Here is an 18000-nt window from a genome sequence, read left to right as displayed (position 1 = left end):
TTTGACAGAGCTTAGTTTACCTGGGAAAATACATTAGCACTCACACGGACTTAATCATTAGAATTTAAAATTCAAAGGAGATTTAACATGACTTATCCACAATTAGATTTAGAAAATGTTGCCGGACCTAAAGCAACCATCCAAACCAACCAAGGGGACATTAAGATTCAATTGTTTCCAGCCCAAGCTCCAAAAGCGGTCGAAAATTTTGTAGCTCTTGCTAAACAAGGATACTATGATGGCATTATTTTTCACCGTGTCATTCCTGATTTTATGATTCAAGGCGGGGATCCTACTGGAACTGGTGCTGGTGGTCAAAGTAGCTTTGGCACAGAGTTTGAAGATGAATTCTCTGATGAAGTATTTAACTTAAAGGGTGCTCTTTCAATGGCCAATGCTGGCCCTAATACAAACGGTAGTCAGTTCTTTATCGTTTCAAAGGAGAATGTGCCAGCTGATATGATTGGTGACATGAAACAAGCTGGTTACCCAAGTGAAGTTATTGATGCCTACAAGCAAGGCGGAACGCCATGGTTAGATCATCATCATACTGTTTTTGGTCAAACCATCGGCGGCTTAGATGTGGTCGAAAAAATTAGCAACGCAGCTCGTGATTATCAAGATAAACCTAATGATGATATTACGATCAAAACGGTTATTATTGAAGACGCGACAAAGTAAATAGTTTGATTAAACGTGGGGATCAATAATTTTGTGATCGCCACGTTTTTTATTGAAAGAAAAAGGAGAATCAGTATGGAAATTAAAGAATTAGCTGACCGGTCAAAGAGAATTCGGGAAGCCTATCATGAATTAGAACGTAAGCAAGATGGTCGACCATGGTCCCCAGAACAAGATGCCTTAGCGTTTTTGACGGATGCTGGACTAGTAGGTAGATTGGTGATGGATAAGCAAGGAAGTTGGCCAACTTCAGATCCGGAGCCAACACTTGATTATAAAATTGCAGAAAATATTTGGTGGTTGAGTAGTATTGCCGAGGCCAATGGAATTGACCTGGAAACAGCCTTAAATAACTTTTTGAAGTCCAGAGAGCAACATTTGAATTAACGATTAATTGATAAGTAATGTTCAGAGACTAACTGAACATTATTTTTTCCAAAATTTCAACCAGACAGGTCAATAGCAGGGTTCGTTAACGGATAGGGGTACTTTAATTACGATATCAGGTAAATAAATTAGAAAATTGGTTTATTATAGATGTATAACTGATATAATTGATTTATTTAGTAGCATAGTGGAGGTTGCATGGAATGGATTATAAATTAATTGCTTGGGTGCTGGGCGCACTTATTTTATTGGTACTAATTATTTTTTATTTCGCTTATTCGAAATACGCACGTCAAAAAATTGCAAGACACGCAGTTAATGGATTGGAAAGGTTGCTCAAACGAACCCGACTAATTTTAATTATTTTAGTCTTAGCACTAGCAGGGGATCTTGGCTATGGTCATTTTTCTCCCCAAAATAGTGCAATTCACATGAATCTGTTTGCAAGAACGAGCAAAGTTTTTTCGAGTGTCAAGAACAAGGTTTTCGATAAATCTGCTGAGAGTTCTTCAATGGATCTAAAAAAGAAAGAAAGTTCTGAAAAAGCTTCATCGAAAAAAGCTTCTTCTGAAAAAAAGGAGCAATCTGAAAAAAACGCGGTCAAGATTGTTAAGGGTTATTACGAAAAACAAGGAACTCAAACAAACGTCGAAAAATATGAATTTATTAAGACTAAGATCAGCCGTTATTCTAAGGATAAAGTATATGAAGTCGGGGCTTATGAGACCGAAAATGGCAAGCTAGTTCAGGTCCATGACTATGAAGTAAATATCAAAGGAAAGTTTAATCTGCTTTACTAAAACACAAAAAATTATAAGAATGAACTGAACAAACGCTGTTTTTACAACGACATTACCACAAACTGATGAAGCAAACAGTTCAGTAGCCATAGTTGGTTTACTTGGTGCTGTTACTGCATTATTCGGTTTAGCAGGTATCCGTCGTCGTGAAATCTAAATTAAATAACTTATTCTAAATCAAAAAGGCGATCTTATGATCGTCTTTTTTTGTGTTCAAAATTTCAATTATGATGTGTCTAATTAAGAAATTTTTCAATAAAAAAAGACCGTCCTATTCCTTTGGGAGATAGTGACGTTCTGGTAGTTTGTTACTGATTCGTTTTGCAAGAGGTCTGTCGCGTAATTCCTGATAATCTTTAAAGAGATTTTGTTTATCAACATTTAAATCAGCAACTTGTTGTTGCAGGTTTGTATATTGGTGTGGATCCAGATTTTTGTTTTGAAGAACGAGTTTTTTAGCCTCCAAATCAGCATCTAATTGAGCAAGCTCTTGAGTTTCTCGACTGATTTTTTTGCTTAATTCTGTCTCTTGTCGATTCAGCACTTCAAAGCGGCTATATAAGTTATTAACAAGTTGTTGATTTTTAATAACCTCAGCCGCAAGTTTTTCTTTTTGTTGAGTTAATTCATCAATCTTTGAAGATGAATTTTCTGCGGACATGACATCCAACCTCTTTTCAAATAATTAGATTAAGTAACAATATCATAACTCTTTAAAGTGCTTCCGTCACGTTTGCGTATTAACTTATGTAACGTATACTTAGAACTTTATTATCAATTTATCTAGTTTTCCGTTAAGATAGATATGAAGATCTTACAGAAAGAATGGCTGCATATGACACCAGAAACAATTCTAAAAGAAAAATTTGGGTATAGTACCTTTCGTGATGGCCAAAAACAAGTCATTAATAAAATTTTGAATAAGCAAAGTGTTTTAGCAATTATGCCAACTGGAGGCGGAAAATCTCTCTGTTATCAGATTCCTGCAATGCTTTTTAGTGGCATTACCTTAGTTATTTCACCGTTAATTGCTTTGATGAAAGATCAAGTTGACGCTCTGAATGAAAATGGGATTCCTGCCACCTTTATTAATAGTAGCATTGGTGTGACTGAAATGCGGCAACGATTCCAATTAGCAGCGAGTGGGCAAGTGAAGTTATTATATATTTCCCCAGAACGCTTAGATTCCAGTAGCTTTTTATATCAACTGCAGGATTTAGAGATTTCTTTAGTAGCCGTTGATGAAGCACACTGTATTTCCCAATGGGGTCATGACTTTCGACCCAGCTATTTGCGTTTAACCGACACTTTGGCTCAATTACAAATGAATCCTACCGTAGTGGCATTGACAGCGACAGCAACGCCTAAGGTAGCTGAAGACATCAAGAAACGGTTGAACATTCCTGCTAAACAGGAAGTTAAAACAGATTTCACCCGCGATAATCTTTCTTTTCAGGTCATTAAAGATCAAAATAGTGATCAGTTTTTGTTGGATTATTTAAAAACCAATAAAACCGAAGCCGGCATTATTTATGGTAGCACGCGCAAGGAAGTGGAACGATTAACGAAGCTTCTTAAAAAACATAAAGTGAGTGTGACTATGTATCACGGCGGGATGTCAGAGGACGATCGGCGCCAGAATCAAGAGGACTTTCTTTACGATCGTGATCGGGTTATGGTGGCGACTAATGCGTTTGGGATGGGAATTGATAAGAGTAATGTGCGGTTTGTGATTCATGCCCAGGTTCCTGGCAGCTTAGAAGCTTACTATCAAGAAGCGGGCCGTGCTGGGCGAGATGGCTTGCCTAGCGATGTGATTTTGTTATTCAAACTACATGATGTGCAAATTCAACATTTCTTTATTGATCAATCTGAAATGGATGATGATAATAAAAGTCGCGAGTATCAGAAATTGCAGGATATGACGCAGTATGCAAATACGCAAGAATGTTTGCAACAGTATATTTTGAATTATTTTGGTGAAGAGGGCCCTAAATGTGGGAAATGTAGTAACTGTTTAGATGAGCGCGATTCGCAAGACATTACGGTCGAGGCCCAAAAAGTGCTATCTTGTGTGAAACGGATGCACGAAAATTTTGGGAAAGTTTTAATTGCCCAAGTTTTAGCGGGTTCCAAGAATCAACGGATTAAACAATTTAGCTTTGACCAGTTAAGCACGTACGGCTTGTTAAAAAATAAATCCCAGAAGCAACTAACCGAATTAATTGATTTCTTGTCAGCAGCCGGCTACTTACAGGCATCAAATGGACAGTATCCGGTCCTTTCGTTAACGCAGACTGGCGTTCATGTTTTACAAGGAAGCGAACAGGTTTTCCGTAAAATGGCGGTTCCAGTCAAAACCAATATTTTGGAGGATAGTGAACTCTTTACCAAGTTACGGATGTTACGTCGCAATTTGGCGGAGACGCAAGGCGTGCCACCGTTTGTTATTTTCTCGGATAAAACGCTCCGGTCGATGTGTGCACTTTTGCCAAAGACGCTAAGTGAGATGGCAGAGGTCAAAGGGGTCGGGAGTCAAAAGTTAGAAAAATATGGACAACAATTTATTGATGTGATTCAAGCAGACGAGGGTGTCCTTTCCCAAGTTGCTGAAAAATAGAAAGATTAAACTTAACCGGTTTAATCTTTTTTTAAACTAAATGCTTGGCAAAAGTAAGTTAATGTGGTTAAATAGTAATCATTACGATTAACAGAAAGAGGCATTGAGATTATGAGAAAAGCAATGGATACAGCAAGTGCTTATCGCCGTTTGAAGAGTCCAAGTTTGAAAACGAGAAAAGCAGCTTTAAGAGTTATTAAAGCCGCTAAGAAGCAAAGAAAAGGAGTTGCATAAAACACAATGTCAAAGAAATCTAAGATTATTAAAGAGCAGAAAATTGAGGCAACCGTTGCTCACTATGCACAAATCAGAGAAGAGCTACGTAAGAATCATGATTATGCTGGATTAAGTCAATTACCACGGAATGCTTCCCCTACAAGAATGCATCGCCGTGATCACTTAGATGGGCGCCCACACGCATATATGCGTAAGTTTGGGTTATCACGCTTAAACTTCCGTGAATTAGCGCATAAGGGTCAGATTCCTGGCGTTCGAAAAGCTAGTTGGTAAATACACAAAAATACTTCACATCAATTTCAAGCTGATGTGAAGTATTTTTTTGATTAGTTTTGATCTTCTTGTGGGACTTGAACCTTTGTGGCAGCGTGTTGTTTTACCAGATGGCAAGCAACGCCAAGCACCATGCCGAGTAAAGCAGGTAGGAGCCAATCTAAGCCATACTGAGCGAGCGGTAGATAACTCTGTTGGAAATTAGCCATGAGTTTACCAAGCGCGCTCTGACTCACAACAGGAGGGAAAGCAGCCATCATATCAAATAGGGCGGGAATGACTGTGAAAGTAACAACGAATTTGTAGACCACCGGATCTCGTTTGAAAAGTGGTGACAAAACAGATAAGAGGATCAAAGCCATTGCTAAGGGATACAGGAACATTAACACAGGGGTTGACCACGAAATGATTTGGTTTAACCCGAGGTTAGCTGTTAAAAATGAGGCAGCACTGGTAAATGCTAACCAGGTTTTGTAACTGATTTTTGGGAAATGTTTGTGGAAATCTTGGGCAAATGCGGCAACTAATCCAATCGCGGTTGTCAAACAAGTTAAAGTGATCAATGCAGCTAGAATTGATTGACCGACAACTCCTAAGTAATGATTTACAATTTGGTCGAAGGCAATTCCGCCATTGGCACTAAGTTTGAATTTGCCAAGTGACATGGAGCCTAATAGGATTAAGGCCACGTAGATAACCCCTTCAAATCCCATTGAGAACAGGCCAGCGCGGGCAGTGACCATGGCGATTCCGTTGGGATTTTTCTTTCCCATGTATTTGATGGCTGTAACGACTGTGACACCAAAGGCCAGGCCGGCGAGCGCATCCATGGTGTTGTAACATTGCAAGAATCCGTTTGTGAACGCGCCAGTCTTATAAGCTGAAGTAACAGCTTGTTTAACGGGTGTTCCCATGGGATTACTGAAACCAAGAAAGAATACGAATGCTAGTAAAACGAGAAAAACTGGATTTAACAGTTTGCCGACATTAGAAACAATTTTACTTTGTTCGACAGATAAGAAATATGCGAGTCCAAAGAAAACTGCGGAAAAAACGACTAAACCTAAAGTCTGATACTGAGCTGGGATGAGCGGAGCGAGGCCAACTGTGTAAGAAACAGTTGCCGTTCTTGGGGTTCCAAAAAGCGGGCCGATCGTGCCATGAATGAGAACCATGAAGACTAAAGCAAAAGTAGCTCCCAAAGGCTTGCCAATATCATAAACCCCTTCGGAACGGGTGATACTGATTGCCAGTACTGATAGCAAGGGCAACAAGACGCCAGTTACTAAAAAGCCTAAGGCAGCAGGTAACCAACTTGACCCCGATAATTGGCCAAGGTGAAGGGGGAAAATAAGGTTTCCAGCTCCGAAAAATAAGGCAAACAACATTGAACTTACGACTACATAATCTTTTTTGGTTAATTTTTTCTCTTCTAACATATAAACACTCCTTAAATTTTAATGACTGGCCGCAAGAAGAAATAAAAAAACGCCCCTGTCGGAATATAAATTCCAACAAGGACGTTTTAAACGCGTTACCACCTTTGTTTACAGCGTCATCACTAACACTGCCTTTTCGAGTACGGACCTGCAGATCGATACTCTAGCTCTATAATGGGAGCCCCCAGTGCCTACTCAAGATTCGTAAGCATCGCTCAAAGATGATAGCTTGAAAAATTCATTGACGTCCTTTCACCAATCGACGCTCGCTAAACAATGGAGATTTTTCGTACTTTTCTTTTCACAGCTTTTCTCATTTATTTATAATATGGATTTAATTTACTCTAATATTTAAAATACGTCAAGTACCAAATGAAAACTTTTTTGAAATTAAATGTAAAAAAAAAACAACCGCTAAAATCACAGTTGAATTTTTTAAATGGCAAAAAGCCGATTATTTAACTTTTGGTGTATCTACAATTTCTTCAGTCTTGCCTTTAGCGAAACGTTGGATAGCGACGATTCGTGCTTGACGACGACGACGTTCACGTTTACCAGCAACTGGACGACGCTTTGCAAATGAGTTATATGGTGATCGCATGATGTTCCTCCTAAAAAATAAGTTATTACCATTGTAATCTTAAACGACCCTAAAATGCAAATATATTTTAAAGAAAAATAAACTAATACGCCGATGTAAGCTTTTATTAATCTTAGTTTCAACGTCTAGTAATCTTTCTGAAATACTTTATCGGTAAGATTGAGGACAAGTTAAAGTAATTAACATGAGTCAAACAAATTCAAGAAACGATCAGAAAGGAGCATTGCTTATTAAAAGACATGGATATTTTACTAATTGGATTGAAAAGCAGCTCCAAAAAAGACGACCCAAACCTGCTAACTTCTTTACTACGTTTGGACGTCTAAGCCGGATTATGAACGCCATTGAGGATGACAAGGATTTATTGGTTAACTATGAGGACGAAGAAATCCGGGTGGCTCGATCATTAATGCACATGACCAACACAATGTTTTTAGATGAAATTGCGACGCTAAAAACACATACGGTTGAGCTTTCTGGTGATGGCATTCAAGTTTTACGCTGGTTTAAAGAGCGAGACTTAAATGACCAAGGAAATCTAGTCAGCAATCTCGGATTCTTAACAGATATTGTGCACGATCATAAGCAAGAGCAGACCTCGGCTTGGGATCAGCAAACAGTAAAAATTGCCAAAATGGCCGAACAACTCAATAATGATGAGTTGATCACGGCCCTTTTAAAAGTCCAAGCAAAGCAGCAAGTGCCTGAATGGAAAGCTAGTTATGCACCGAAAAATAAAACGACTGATTTTGATATTTAAACTCTCCTATTATGATAGGAGAGTTTTTTTATTACCGACCTAGCAAGCCGTGTTTCGTTCACCCTGCCAATAAACTAGGGTATAATGTTAACGAGTTGAAATAATTTGTTTGAAGCAGGAGCGGGGAGGTTAAAATTATGAAAGTTGATCGGATGCAGGCGTTTAGCGATGGGGTCTATGCCATTCTTATCACAATTTTGGTGTTGGACTTTAACGTCCCAGAATATCATGTGGGAAATTTACTGGCAGCCCTGATTAAACAATGGCCTACCATGTTTGCCTATGTGGTTTCATTCCTATACATTGGGACGGTTTGGCTGTTTCATCACGATTTTTTCCAAACGCTAAAATTCACGAATACGAGTTTGAACGTCATCAATTTAGTGATGCTTTTTTCTGTGACGCTGATTGATTATCCAACGGCGTTAGTCTCAAATTCATTGATCATGGGAAATGTGGCCGATATGCGCGTTGCTTTTATCTACTATGACCTTGTAGCGCTGTTTATCTCGTTAACTTTTGCGTGGTTATACAGCTATGTTCGTCATCACCCAGAGCTAACGCAGATGAAAAAAGATCAGCAACATTTTTATCAAGCCATCAAATTTGATCCCATTCGCAGTGTTTTAATCTATGGCTTGGCAATTGTCGCGACGTTCTTTTCAATTTGGCTAGGGACATTTTTATTGCTAGCCGGAATTGTTTATCATTTTCTTGCGTATTTAAGATTAAGCAAGTCAATGCGGCATGCGCTCAAAGTTTCAAAATAATGGAGAATTAAACATGATAATTAGCTTTCAAAATACAACTGCAGAACCGCTGAAAATTAAAGTTTTTTTGGTTTCTAAAGGCTTTAGCCACCGCTTAATTAGTTCAATAAAAAAAGGCGGGATCCTACAGATCAACGGTAAAAAGCAAACGACTGCAGACATGATTGCTCCTACTGAGGTTTTAAAGTTACGATTACCGAAAGAAAAGTCCGATCCAAATGTTCCTTTTAGTTTTCAGCCACTTTCTGTGGTGTTCGAGGATGATAATTGGCTGGTAATCAATAAACCAGCGGGACTTTCATCAGTACCAGGCCCAAGCAACCGGGATGATACGGTGGTCAATCGAGTTAAGGGCCATTTGAAAAATCAAGGAAGCCAGGATTTAGTGCCACACGTAATTACAAGATTAGACCGGTTTACGAGTGGAGTGATGCTAATTGCGAAAAATCGCTTGGCGGCCAGTGCTTTATCCCCACAAATCGAAAATCATACGATTCAAAAAAAGTATCGAGTTTTTGTTTCAGGGCAGTTAGATGAAATGCAAGGAGTCATTAACCAGCCAATTGCCAAGGCAGCAGATGGCATTCATCGTGAAGTTTCAGCAGAAGGACAACAGGCGCAAACCCGATTTCGACTAATTCACCAGTATGCTCATTTTGCAGAAGTAGAAGCAGAATTACTGACTGGTCGAACGCATCAAATTCGGGTCCACTTTGCCAGTTTGGGCCAGCCACTTTTGGGTGATGAATTGTACGGTGGACCGATGAACATGGGGATTAAGCGACAGGCACTGCATGCAGAGTCCTTAACGTTTACAGATCCGCTAACTGATCAAGAACATACATTTGAAGTGGTGTTACCAAAAGATATGGAGAGTGTAAAAAATGTTTAAAAATGAAGGCAAAACAGGCAAGATAGTGGCTCAGAAACAAGTCTATGCGGGGCCAATTTTTCAATTAGATAAACAAAAAATCGAAACGCCGGATGGTTTGTTGGTAAATCGGGATGTGATTGTGCACCAACCGGCCGTAACCATTTTGGCGTTTACGCCAGATCAACACGTTTTGTTGAATACAGAGTATCGGGTTGGGGTTAACGCGGAAAGTTTGTCCTTACCGGCAGGATTAATAAACGCAAACGAGACGGCAGAAGACGCCGCCAAGCGAGAATTACTGGAAGAAACGGGTTATGAAGCAACAAAAGTACAAGAGTTGACCACAATTACGGCATCGGAAGGATTTTCAACCGAAAAAGTAATTTTGGTTGTGGCGAAGATCAATCCGGTTAAAAAAGCTGCTCAACATTTTGATGCAGATGAGTTTGTAAATAGCCAGTTGATTCGCTATGACCATTTAAAACAGTTAATTAAGCAAGGTAGAATTCGCTCGGCCCAAGCAATTGCAACAGTTGGTTACTACGAAATGTTTGGTGGATAGTAATTTTCTAGTTCAGAAGAAGTTGGCATTAAGGGCAGGTAGCTTTACATTTTTATCATCATACCGTAATCTAGTAAATAGATTAAAGGAGGATTTTTGTGATAATTATACGTGAAGCTGATAAAGATGACGCCGGTCAGATAGCCCCATTAATTAATATTATTTATGAAGAAATGGAGCTTGATGAATTGGATGATGTCCCTGACCCTGTCTGGATGCGCGTGTTACAGCGGGCCTATCAAACAGATGCTTATACTGGTGAAAAAGCCACAACAATTGTGGCCGAGGAAAATACCACAGGTAAAGTGGTAGGGGTAGCTTTCGGGTATCCAGACCAGTATGAAGAAGATTTAGATGCGATTATTGATCGAATCAGTCTTAAGGCAAATGTTTTTGACGGGGATGTGTTGGATCCTGATTTGGAAGCCTTTAAAGATGAATGGTATCTTGATTCCATTGCAGTCGATCCAGACTATCAAGGGCAAGGAATTGGCGGTCGGCTATTAAAGGCCTTGCCAGAATTCGTTCGTCAAGACGGTGATACCATCATTGGGTTGAATGTGGACTTTGCAAATCCCGCCGCCGAACGTCTGTATTCCCGGCATGGATTTAAAAAAGTGGGGACTAAAAAAATTGGCGATCACATGTATGATCATATGCAAAAACCGATTGTGACGACCGAACCAGTTTACGCTTAAATACTTAAATTAAATAAAATGCATAAGTCGAATTCAGTTAGTTTTCTGAATTCGGCTTTTTTCTAATCGTAGCAGTATCTTTTACCCATGTTTTATTATAAAATCAAGGTAATCAAGAAAATAAGAAAGTGATGAGGTAATTAAATTGAGTAATGAAGATGAAGAATTCCAAGATATCGAATTAACATTAGGTGACGAAAAGTTTGACCAGATGCTGATGGTTTTAAATCACGGTATTACAAAAGACAATGCCAGTGAATATAATTTTAATGGCAATGACATGCAAGAAGTTGGCGAAAACGTTTGGGCCGTTCCAGCTTATATGGCAGACGACTTTTCAATCTTTTTCCTGTATACCCAAATTGATTCAAAAGATTGGGTTGTGGCCTTTACAGAAGGAAAAATGGGCAAGGAACAGTTTGAACTCGGTGTGCCAATGACCACTGGGAAGGGTTTAAATGTTTTAGCTGAAAAAGATATGGAACGTGCCCAAATGGTAACTGGTTTTGTGAATGATATTTCCAAAGCCGGCGAAGGTGAGTGGCGGATGATCAATGATCCAGATGCAGAAGAGGAACCAAAGAAAGACTAATCTTTGAGGCAATAAAATGGCAGAAAAACTTGTTCGATATGGCATTATGGGAGCAGCTTCCATCGTTCCACGTATCATTGCGGGGATTCAAGAGTCGCCTAATAGTGAGGTTGTGGCGATTGCTGCACGTAAATTAGACAAGGCCGCAGCGGTGGCAAGTCAATTTAAAATTTCCAAAGCCTATGGTAGTTATCAAGAGCTTTGCGAGGATCCTAATATTGATGTGGTTTACATTCCCCTTTGGAATGCTGGCCACTATTCGGGAGCTAAACTTGCGTTGGACAACCATAAAAATGTGCTTTTGGAAAAACCATTTACATTGACGTTTGCACAGGCTCAAGACTTATTTGAGCTGGCAAAAAAGCAACACTGCTTTTTAATGGAAGCACAAAAGGCCGCTTTTTTGCCCATTACGAAGCAAGTACGTACCCAGCTTTTAGATAAGCAAGCGATTGGCCAAATTCAAGGAGTCACGATTCAAGAATCTCATCCAGGGATCGATAAAATTCCGTGGTTTCACGATGTATCCGTCGGTGGGGGTGCTTTTTACGGAAGTGCATCGTACTCTTTGGAATACCTGCAGCTTGTCTTGAAAACCGATATTACGGATTATCAAGGCCAAATAAGTAAAGTTGGTTCACAAGCAGATGATCAAGCACAAGTGCATGTTCAACTTGCTTCAGGAATTTTGGCAAATGTTTATGTGACCACTACGACAGATGAAGTTCCGAGTCAGATCACCTTTTGGGGGACTGAGGGTTCTTTGACAGTGCCAAACTATTGGAAGACTGATCGTTATGAATTGACGATTGGCAATAAGACCCAAACGTTTAAACACACGCAAGCCAGTGAATTTGTTTATGAATTTGATCATGTCTCGAAACAAGTTTTACGCGGAAAACAAACCAGTTCCGTTATGACGCCAGAAATTACGTTACAAACGACGAAAATTATTGAGGACCTATATCGCGGTTGGTATCCCAAACATTAAAGTTCTGGTTCTTTCACGCCTTTTTGCTTGTTAGTTAGTTTCAAAGATGCTACTCTTTGTTGGGGGTAGGGTTCGATCTTAGTACCAAGCAATACCTGCAATGTCGGCCGATTTTTTGGATGGGCTGATGCTTATCATGTTGCAACGTTTTTAAGAAGAAAGTTTTGTGAAAGATTTTTTAATTAGATGCGTACAAATACGCTTTGGCTACTCTTCCTACCGAATCCTAGGAAAAGTAAGGAATCGTAATTGAAACAATATGTACCTTGAAACTTTATGTTTTAGATTGGTACTTAGATCTATCCCCAGGCACTTTTCAAGTTGAGCAGGTTCTTGAAAGGTGCTTTTTTGATGGATTTTTACGAGTTTTTATATGCCTGGAAAAGCAAGAAGCAACCAGAGACAATGTGATATAATGAAAGATATGAAATTAACGATTAAATTTTGAAATAGGAGGAAACTTAGATGTTTGTTGTGAGTATTATTATCCTTCTGATTGCTGTTGCAATTGGATTTGAAATTCGTAAAATTGAACATCAACGGCAGTTAAGAATTGCCCACGAACAAGCACAACAGACCCTTGAAAAAGCTGAACAAGAAGGCAAAGTTGCGGCCAAAAAAGCCTTGAAGTTGGGCAAAGTTGAGACATTGGCTTATCAAGAATCAATTGAGCAAGAAATTACAACTGACGTACAAGACAACGAACGTAAATCAACTTGGCTTGATCAACGAGAACAGGTTTTACAAGAAAAAGAAGACTTGTTGAATCGTCGTTTTGATAATTTTAAGTCTAAAGAAGCTGGTTTAAAAACCGAAAAGCAAGCCGTTAAAGAAATTAAACAACAGGCAGAAGAATTAGTTAACAAACGCGAAGACACGCTCCAAGATGTGGCGGAGATGAGCAAAGGTAAGGCTAAAGATTATGTCTTAGATCAGACTTCCCGTGATTTGAAGGAAGAAGAAAAGCGCGTCGTTCGGAACACAGAAACGGAGTATCAAAGTAGCAGTGAGAAGGAAGCTAAGAATTTAATTGCCCATTCTATTGAGCATAGTGGCATTCGCTCCCATGTGTACTCATCAAATCGGACGATGGATGTGCCAAATAATGAGGCACTGGGTAAAATTATTGGTAATTCAGGCCAAAATGTCCGGACTTTAGAGGCATTGACCGGGATTGATATTAATATTGACGATCAACAACGTTTGATAACGTTGAATGGGTATGATCCGATGCGCCGCGAAATTGCAAAACGGGCGATGACTCAGATTGTTCAAGTTAATCGAATTAATCCAGATATTGTGGAACAAATTGTGAACCAGACTGTCAGAACAGTTGATGAACTGATCCGCGGCTTTGGTGAACAGGCAATTAATGAATTAAATGTTAAAAATATCCATCCAGATTTAATTAAGTTTATTGGCAGAATGCATTTCCGGACCAGTTATGGTCAAAATATTTTGGATCACTCGATTGAAGCCGCTAATTTGGCGGGCGTGTTTGCTGCTGAATTGGGAGAAGACGTTGATCTGGCCAAACGAGCGGGCCTTTTGCATGATATTGGAAAGTCCATTGATCGCGATGTTGAAGCCACCCATGTTGAATTAGGGGTGGAACTTGCCACTAAGTATCATGAAGATCCCGTTGTTATTAATGCAATTGCATCGCACCATGGGGATGTTGAAGCTAAGTATGTTATTTCTGATTTGGTGGCTGCTGCAGATGCTATTTCTGGTTCTCGTCAGGGTGCGCGAAGTGAATCAGCAGCTGATTACTTGCAACGAATTTCTAGTTTAGAGGGGATTGCCAATAAATATCCTGGCGTCCAAGAAAGCTATGCGATTCAGGCAGGTCGTGAACTTCGGGTGATTGTCAAACCTAACCAAACGTCAGATAAAAGTATTGAAAAATTGGCTGGCAACGTTAAGGATCAAATCGAGCAAGAAGTGACCTATCCGGGACAGGTAAAGGTAACTGTTGTCCGTAAATTACAAGTAGTTGAGTACGCGGGGTAAGTATGAAAGAATTAAATAATAACGAACAAACAATTCTCAAAGGAATTGATAAATTTGTCTTTTCAAAACTAAATGATGATAAAACCGGCCACGACTATGCACATATTCAACGGGTGGTAAAAATGGCCCAACGGTTGGCTTCAGACAGTGATCAAGGACAGCTTTTTGTGGTGTTAGCAAGTGCTGAATTACATGATGTCATTGATGAAAAGATCGTTTCAGATCAAACGAAGGCTGAAAATGAAGTTCGCGCATTTTTGAAAGACCAAGATGTAGCTCAGACTGATATTGAGGCGATTTTTGCAATTATTACGCACATGTCGTTTTCGAAGAATCTTGAACATCACTATCAGCTGTCTGTTGAGGGCCAAATTGTGCAAGATGCTGATCGGTTAGATGCAATTGGGGCCATTGGTATTGGCCGGGTCTTCTATTATGGAGGTGCTCATGGGCATACTATGTATGATCCCCAAATTGCCCCCCGAACAGAGATGACGCATGCACAATATCGGCAAAACGAAACCGTGATTAATCATTTTTACGAAAAGCTTTTAAAACTTGTAGATTTAATGAATACCAAAGCTGCAAAGCAAATCGCCGAACAGCGAACAAAGGTCCTGACAGATTTTCTAGATGAATTCAAAGCTGAATGGAATCAAACTAAATAATTGGAGCGTATCATGTTAAAAAATCAAAACTCAATTTCTGCTAAATATGCCTGGACTTCAGGGCTTCTTTTTGTCTTATTACTGGCAGCTGTCAGAGCCAACTCTGCGATGCTTTTAAAGTTGGACACTGGGATTATTGGGATTGTTCAAAACAGCATGCCTACATTTGAAACCAGTTTGATGAAGGCTGTTACAACCATTGCAGAACCTAAATTTGCCATTGTCTATGCTGTTATTATTGCGGCTGTTTTATGGTTCATGCGGCTAAGAGTGGATGCAATTTGGACACTGGCTACTTTAGCTGGTGGGGATGTCGTGGCATACATTTTCAAAGAATTTGTGCAGCGTGCGCGACCAAGGTGGAATCAAGTAATCCCAGAGAGCGGCTTTAGTTTTCCTAGTGGTCACACGTTTGGCGCCGTACTAATTGTCTTTTTCTTGGTTTGGTTCTTTGTGAGCCGCATTCGGTCACAAAACTTACAAAAAGTTTGCCAAATCATCTTGATCATCTGGGTTGTTTTGGTGATGTACTCTAGAATTTATCTGGGTGCTCATTATCCTTCAGACGTATTGGCAGCATTCTTTTTAGCTGTGGCTTGGCTAGCAATTGCCCGATGGCTATACAAAAAGCTTTATGATTTTGTTGCCCGGTTCGTTGAAAAAGACGTTCAAGGCCGGCACAGTCAACATTAAAATAAGTGGTTAATAAAAAGGCGTCCTCAAACGATTTTCGTTTGAAGACGCCTTTTTTGATAGGAGAATCTAGTAAGTTCCTTTAATGACAAAATAAGAACCCCGAATGGTACCAGCTAAGCGAGATTTCTGATGGGCAAATTTGAATTTACCTTCAAATTCCTTTGGTACGGCCATCCCGTCTGAAAGTTTAAACCCGACTGCGCGTTTGCCAGTGGGGTCCAAGCTATACATGACATTTACGACAAGGCCATTTTCATAAAAGACGTAGGCCATTTTGAGACCGTCGACTTCAAACGTGCTCGTTTCCAGTGGCTCATATGGAAACTTCATATCTTTTTCTAAGAGAACTTTATTGATCCATTCCAGCGTTTTTGAGTCGTCTTTTGCCGGGGACGTCACAAAGACGTGTTTGTATTTATTCCAGTAATAGCGAGCCTCATTAGCGCGTAAACCAGCTAAAGTTTCAGCAACAGGTGAAGTTTCCAGACCAATTGTTGAAACTGTTTTAAAATTTACCTCATAAGCCATTCTAAGTTTCCTCATTTCTACATTTGTAATACTGTCAGTATAGGGGTTCACGGGGTTGGGGTCAATTTTTAAAGGCTACAAATGTAACAGTATTAGGTAACTAATTTTGAGGTGTTTAGAAATTATTTTACGAAAATTACCATTATCATTTGTTTTGGATTAAATAAACCTCGCGCTTAGATTAGTTTGTGGTAAAATTTAAGTTATCGAAAGTATTGCAGGGGGCGAAATTTTGGCATTTAATTTAACGTTACTTTCAACAAGTGATGTTCACGGCTTCGTGTATCCAACTAATTTTATAAAACGCCATTCAAATTTACCGTTCGGCCTTTTAAGAGCGGCAACTGTTATTGAAAATGAGCGTAAAAGTACGACAGATCCTGTTTTAACCATTGATGCAGGAGATGTGTTAGAAGGGTCCCCGTTGACCGAATATTTGGCTAAGTTTAGTAATCCGCCCGCACCGCACCGCTTACTGAAAGCCTACAATGCGATTAATTATGACATTGGAGTTTTAGGCAATCATGAATTTAATTACGGATTGAATTATCTGAAGACCGCGATTCAGAGTGCGACTTATCCAATTTTATCAGCTAATATTTTGGATGAAGAGAATCACCCAATCGGCGATGGTGCCTATCGGATTTTTAAAATTAAAGGGGTTCGCGTAGCTGTTTTAGGACTAACAACTGCTTATATCCCTTTTTGGGAAGATCCAGTACATATTGAAGGGCTCAAGTTTAACAAGGTGCTCGAAACGGCAAAACATTATGTACCTTGGTTAAAAGAACGGGCTGACGTGGTTATTGTTGTTTATCACGGTGGATTTGAACGAGATCTAAAAACGGGCTTAGAGACCGAATCGTTACGTGGTGAGAATGTTGGCTATAAACTTTTGGAAACAGTTAAGGGCATTGATGCTTTGATTTCGGCGCATCAACATCGTTTAATTGCGACTAAGTTATTTGGAATTCCGGTTGTTCAAGCAGGGCATCGCGGCGCTGCGGTTGGCAAGATTGTTTTAAAAATTGATCCCAAGAGCCCACATATGGTTGTCGGGGCCACTTCTGAACTGTGTTCAACGGCAAAAATGCCTGTACATAAAGATATAAAAGCAGTTATGGCAGATGTGGAAGCCGACACGCAAACTTGGCTGGATCAACCGCTTGGACGGGTTCATGGTGATATGAAAATTACGGATCCTTTCCAAGCGCGGATTGAAGAATCAGCCTTCATTGAGTTTATTCAAAAGGTACAGATGGCAGCCACCGGGACGTCCATTTCTGCAACGGCGCTATTTAACGATGAAGCAACTGGGTTTGGTGAAGAGATTTCGATGAGAGAAGTAGTCACAAATTATGTTTATCCCAATTCACTAGCAGTTCTCAGAGTTTCAGGAACAGATATTCGCGCAGCTCTTGAAGTGAGTGCCAAATATTTCAAACTGAATGAACATGATGAGTTAATTGTGAATCCAAGGTATTTGACCCCCAAGAAACGTCATTATAATTATGATATGTACGAGGGCATTGACTATACACTGGATATTTCCAAACCGGTTGGTCAACGGGTAACTCGGTTGAGTTGCAAAGGCCATGTCATTCAACCTAACGACTCGTTTGAAATTGTGTTGAATAAATATCGCGCAGTCGGTGGTGGCCATTATCCGATGTTTTCAGAATCTAAAATCATTCGCGAAAATACAGAGGCCATGTCAGAATTGATTGCCGATTATCTTCAAAAACATCCAATCATCGAAGCAACCGTTAATAATAATTTTAAAATCATCAAATAAGAGTTCGCGATTAAA

General features: G+C 39.7%; 21 protein-coding genes, 1 pseudogene and 1 other annotated feature. Of the genes and pseudogenes, 18 read left to right on the top strand and 4 right to left on the bottom strand.

The window, feature by feature from the left end; genetic code table 11:
• Positions 1 to 87: 87 nt before the first annotated feature.
• The 4 genes and pseudogenes from ACLHK8_RS04115 to ACLHK8_RS04100 form a co-directional block, all read left to right on the top strand.
• Positions 88 to 681: a peptidylprolyl isomerase gene (locus ACLHK8_RS04115; RefSeq protein ID WP_057771789.1), complete on the top strand. Its 594-nt coding sequence runs from the start codon at positions 88 to 90 to the stop codon at positions 679 to 681.
• Between the two features lie 75 nt (positions 682 to 756).
• Positions 757 to 1068, top strand: a complete 312-nt coding sequence (locus tag ACLHK8_RS04110; RefSeq protein WP_057771790.1) for a hypothetical protein — start codon at positions 757 to 759, stop codon at positions 1066 to 1068.
• 203 nt (positions 1069 to 1271) lie between these two features.
• Entirely contained in the window at positions 1272 to 1868 is a 597-nt protein-coding gene (locus ACLHK8_RS04105) for a hypothetical protein (protein WP_057771792.1), read from the top strand.
• A 61-nt stretch (positions 1869 to 1929) separates the two neighbouring features.
• Positions 1930 to 2025 (top strand): annotated as a pseudogene (locus tag ACLHK8_RS04100) (LPXTG cell wall anchor domain-containing protein); the annotation flags it as partial.
• A gap of 114 nt (positions 2026 to 2139) precedes the next feature.
• Here the strand turns inward: ACLHK8_RS04100 and ACLHK8_RS04095 are convergent.
• Positions 2140 to 2529: a hypothetical protein gene (locus tag ACLHK8_RS04095; protein ID WP_057771794.1), complete on the bottom strand. Its 390-nt coding sequence runs from the start codon at positions 2527 to 2529 to the stop codon at positions 2140 to 2142.
• 174 nt (positions 2530 to 2703) lie between these two features.
• Between ACLHK8_RS04095 and recQ the strand changes: the two genes are divergently transcribed.
• The 3 genes from recQ (at position 2704) to rpsN (ending at position 4998) form a co-directional block, all read left to right on the top strand.
• A complete protein-coding gene (recQ, locus tag ACLHK8_RS04090; RefSeq protein ID WP_057771796.1) occupies positions 2704 to 4488 on the top strand; it encodes a DNA helicase RecQ in 1785 nt (594 codons plus the stop codon).
• 111 nt (positions 4489 to 4599) lie between these two features.
• The gene (locus tag ACLHK8_RS04085) at positions 4600 to 4722 is read left to right on the top strand and encodes a putative metal homeostasis protein (protein WP_158694967.1); all 123 of its coding nucleotides are present in this window, start codon (positions 4600 to 4602) and stop codon (positions 4720 to 4722) included.
• Between the two features lie 6 nt (positions 4723 to 4728).
• Positions 4729 to 4998 (top strand): 30S ribosomal protein S14, encoded by a 270-nt coding sequence (rpsN, locus tag ACLHK8_RS04080; RefSeq protein WP_063698215.1) that lies wholly within the window; start codon positions 4729 to 4731, stop codon positions 4996 to 4998.
• A gap of 53 nt (positions 4999 to 5051) precedes the next feature.
• Here the strand turns inward: rpsN and brnQ are convergent, their stop codons facing one another.
• Together brnQ and ACLHK8_RS04070 are read right to left on the bottom strand one after the other, a co-directional pair.
• Positions 5052 to 6437 (bottom strand): branched-chain amino acid transport system II carrier protein, encoded by a 1386-nt coding sequence (brnQ, locus tag ACLHK8_RS04075; RefSeq protein ID WP_063698183.1) that lies wholly within the window; start codon positions 6435 to 6437, stop codon positions 5052 to 5054.
• A 74-nt stretch (positions 6438 to 6511) separates the two neighbouring features.
• Positions 6512 to 6751 (bottom strand) — a binding site (T-box leader).
• 140 nt (positions 6752 to 6891) lie between these two features.
• On the bottom strand, positions 6892 to 7038 hold the full coding sequence (locus ACLHK8_RS04070; RefSeq protein ID WP_164481576.1) for a hypothetical protein: 147 nt from the start codon (positions 7036 to 7038) through the stop codon (positions 6892 to 6894).
• A gap of 184 nt (positions 7039 to 7222) precedes the next feature.
• Between ACLHK8_RS04070 and ACLHK8_RS04065 the strand changes: the two genes are divergently transcribed.
• The 10 genes from ACLHK8_RS04065 to ACLHK8_RS04020 all read left to right on the top strand — a co-directional run bounded on the left by ACLHK8_RS04065 (position 7223) and on the right by ACLHK8_RS04020 (position 15659).
• On the top strand, positions 7223 to 7798 hold the full coding sequence (locus tag ACLHK8_RS04065; RefSeq protein ID WP_057771802.1) for a hypothetical protein: 576 nt from the start codon (positions 7223 to 7225) through the stop codon (positions 7796 to 7798).
• A gap of 137 nt (positions 7799 to 7935) precedes the next feature.
• Positions 7936 to 8568, top strand: a complete 633-nt coding sequence (locus ACLHK8_RS04060) for a TMEM175 family protein (protein WP_057771803.1) — start codon at positions 7936 to 7938, stop codon at positions 8566 to 8568.
• 13 nt (positions 8569 to 8581) lie between these two features.
• Positions 8582 to 9460: an RluA family pseudouridine synthase gene (locus ACLHK8_RS04055; protein ID WP_057771805.1), complete on the top strand. Its 879-nt coding sequence runs from the start codon at positions 8582 to 8584 to the stop codon at positions 9458 to 9460.
• Positions 9453 to 10004, top strand: a complete 552-nt coding sequence (locus ACLHK8_RS04050) for an NUDIX hydrolase (RefSeq protein ID WP_057771806.1) — start codon at positions 9453 to 9455, stop codon at positions 10002 to 10004. Before ACLHK8_RS04055 ends, ACLHK8_RS04050 begins: the two co-directional genes overlap by 8 nt.
• Before the next feature lie 98 nt (positions 10005 to 10102).
• Positions 10103 to 10702, top strand: a complete 600-nt coding sequence (locus ACLHK8_RS04045; protein ID WP_057771808.1) for a GNAT family N-acetyltransferase — start codon at positions 10103 to 10105, stop codon at positions 10700 to 10702.
• Positions 10703 to 10847: 145 nt separating this feature from the next.
• The gene (locus tag ACLHK8_RS04040; protein ID WP_057771810.1) at positions 10848 to 11294 is read left to right on the top strand and encodes a hypothetical protein; all 447 of its coding nucleotides are present in this window, start codon (positions 10848 to 10850) and stop codon (positions 11292 to 11294) included.
• A 16-nt stretch (positions 11295 to 11310) separates the two neighbouring features.
• Positions 11311 to 12285, top strand: coding sequence for a Gfo/Idh/MocA family protein (locus tag ACLHK8_RS04035; RefSeq protein ID WP_063698181.1), 975 nt, complete (start codon positions 11311 to 11313; stop codon positions 12283 to 12285).
• Between the two features lie 465 nt (positions 12286 to 12750).
• Positions 12751 to 14298 carry a ribonuclease Y gene (gene rny, locus ACLHK8_RS04030; protein WP_057771814.1) on the top strand — a complete coding sequence of 516 codons (1548 nt, stop codon included), beginning with the start codon at positions 12751 to 12753 and terminating at the stop codon, positions 14296 to 14298.
• Positions 14299 to 14300: 2 nt separating this feature from the next.
• A complete protein-coding gene (locus ACLHK8_RS04025) occupies positions 14301 to 14966 on the top strand; it encodes an HD domain-containing protein (RefSeq protein ID WP_057771816.1) in 666 nt (221 codons plus the stop codon).
• A gap of 12 nt (positions 14967 to 14978) precedes the next feature.
• Positions 14979 to 15659, top strand: coding sequence for a phosphatase PAP2 family protein (locus ACLHK8_RS04020; RefSeq protein WP_057771818.1), 681 nt, complete (start codon positions 14979 to 14981; stop codon positions 15657 to 15659).
• A 69-nt stretch (positions 15660 to 15728) separates the two neighbouring features.
• Here the strand turns inward: ACLHK8_RS04020 and ACLHK8_RS04015 are convergent, their stop codons facing one another.
• Positions 15729 to 16190 carry a hypothetical protein gene (locus ACLHK8_RS04015; RefSeq protein ID WP_057771820.1) on the bottom strand — a complete coding sequence of 154 codons (462 nt, stop codon included), beginning with the start codon at positions 16188 to 16190 and terminating at the stop codon, positions 15729 to 15731.
• Between the two features lie 232 nt (positions 16191 to 16422).
• On the opposite strand from ACLHK8_RS04015, the gene ACLHK8_RS04010 reads away from it, so the two are divergent.
• Positions 16423 to 17985 (top strand): bifunctional metallophosphatase/5'-nucleotidase, encoded by a 1563-nt coding sequence (locus ACLHK8_RS04010; RefSeq protein WP_057771822.1) that lies wholly within the window; start codon positions 16423 to 16425, stop codon positions 17983 to 17985.
• Positions 17986 to 18000 lie beyond the last annotated feature (15 nt).

It is taken from the genome of Pediococcus sp. M21F004 (assembly GCF_051122535.1).
GTDB classification, from domain to species: domain Bacteria; phylum Bacillota; class Bacilli; order Lactobacillales; family Lactobacillaceae; genus Pediococcus; species Pediococcus inopinatus.
The sequence above is the reverse complement of the archived record's forward strand: the minus strand, read 5'-3'. Positions and strand labels throughout refer to the sequence as shown.

What these genes read in the sequence shown, in the direction of transcription:
- ACLHK8_RS04115 (WP_057771789.1), top strand. Translation starts at nt 88, where the DNA reads ATGACTTATCCACAATTAGATTTAGAAAATGTTGCCGGACCTAAAGCA.
- ACLHK8_RS04110 (WP_057771790.1), top strand. Translation starts at nt 757, where the DNA reads ATGGAAATTAAAGAATTAGCTGACCGGTCAAAGAGAATTCGGGAAGCC.
- ACLHK8_RS04105 (WP_057771792.1), top strand. Translation starts at nt 1,272, where the DNA reads ATGGATTATAAATTAATTGCTTGGGTGCTGGGCGCACTTATTTTATTG.
- ACLHK8_RS04095 (WP_057771794.1), bottom strand. Translation starts at nt 2,529, where the DNA reads ATGTCCGCAGAAAATTCATCTTCAAAGATTGATGAATTAACTCAACAA.
- recQ (WP_057771796.1), top strand. Translation starts at nt 2,704, where the DNA reads ATGACACCAGAAACAATTCTAAAAGAAAAATTTGGGTATAGTACCTTT.
- ACLHK8_RS04085 (WP_158694967.1), top strand. Translation starts at nt 4,600, where the DNA reads ATGAGAAAAGCAATGGATACAGCAAGTGCTTATCGCCGTTTGAAGAGT.
- rpsN (WP_063698215.1), top strand. Translation starts at nt 4,729, where the DNA reads ATGTCAAAGAAATCTAAGATTATTAAAGAGCAGAAAATTGAGGCAACC.
- brnQ (WP_063698183.1), bottom strand. Translation starts at nt 6,437, where the DNA reads ATGTTAGAAGAGAAAAAATTAACCAAAAAAGATTATGTAGTCGTAAGT.
- ACLHK8_RS04070 (WP_164481576.1), bottom strand. Translation starts at nt 7,038, where the DNA reads ATGCGATCACCATATAACTCATTTGCAAAGCGTCGTCCAGTTGCTGGT.
- ACLHK8_RS04065 (WP_057771802.1), top strand. Translation starts at nt 7,223, where the DNA reads ATGAGTCAAACAAATTCAAGAAACGATCAGAAAGGAGCATTGCTTATT.
- ACLHK8_RS04060 (WP_057771803.1), top strand. Translation starts at nt 7,936, where the DNA reads ATGAAAGTTGATCGGATGCAGGCGTTTAGCGATGGGGTCTATGCCATT.
- ACLHK8_RS04055 (WP_057771805.1), top strand. Translation starts at nt 8,582, where the DNA reads ATGATAATTAGCTTTCAAAATACAACTGCAGAACCGCTGAAAATTAAA.
- ACLHK8_RS04050 (WP_057771806.1), top strand. Translation starts at nt 9,453, where the DNA reads ATGTTTAAAAATGAAGGCAAAACAGGCAAGATAGTGGCTCAGAAACAA.
- ACLHK8_RS04035 (WP_063698181.1), top strand. Translation starts at nt 11,311, where the DNA reads ATGGCAGAAAAACTTGTTCGATATGGCATTATGGGAGCAGCTTCCATC.
- rny (WP_057771814.1), top strand. Translation starts at nt 12,751, where the DNA reads ATGTTTGTTGTGAGTATTATTATCCTTCTGATTGCTGTTGCAATTGGA.
- ACLHK8_RS04025 (WP_057771816.1), top strand. Translation starts at nt 14,301, where the DNA reads ATGAAAGAATTAAATAATAACGAACAAACAATTCTCAAAGGAATTGAT.
- ACLHK8_RS04020 (WP_057771818.1), top strand. Translation starts at nt 14,979, where the DNA reads ATGTTAAAAAATCAAAACTCAATTTCTGCTAAATATGCCTGGACTTCA.
- ACLHK8_RS04015 (WP_057771820.1), bottom strand. Translation starts at nt 16,190, where the DNA reads ATGGCTTATGAGGTAAATTTTAAAACAGTTTCAACAATTGGTCTGGAA.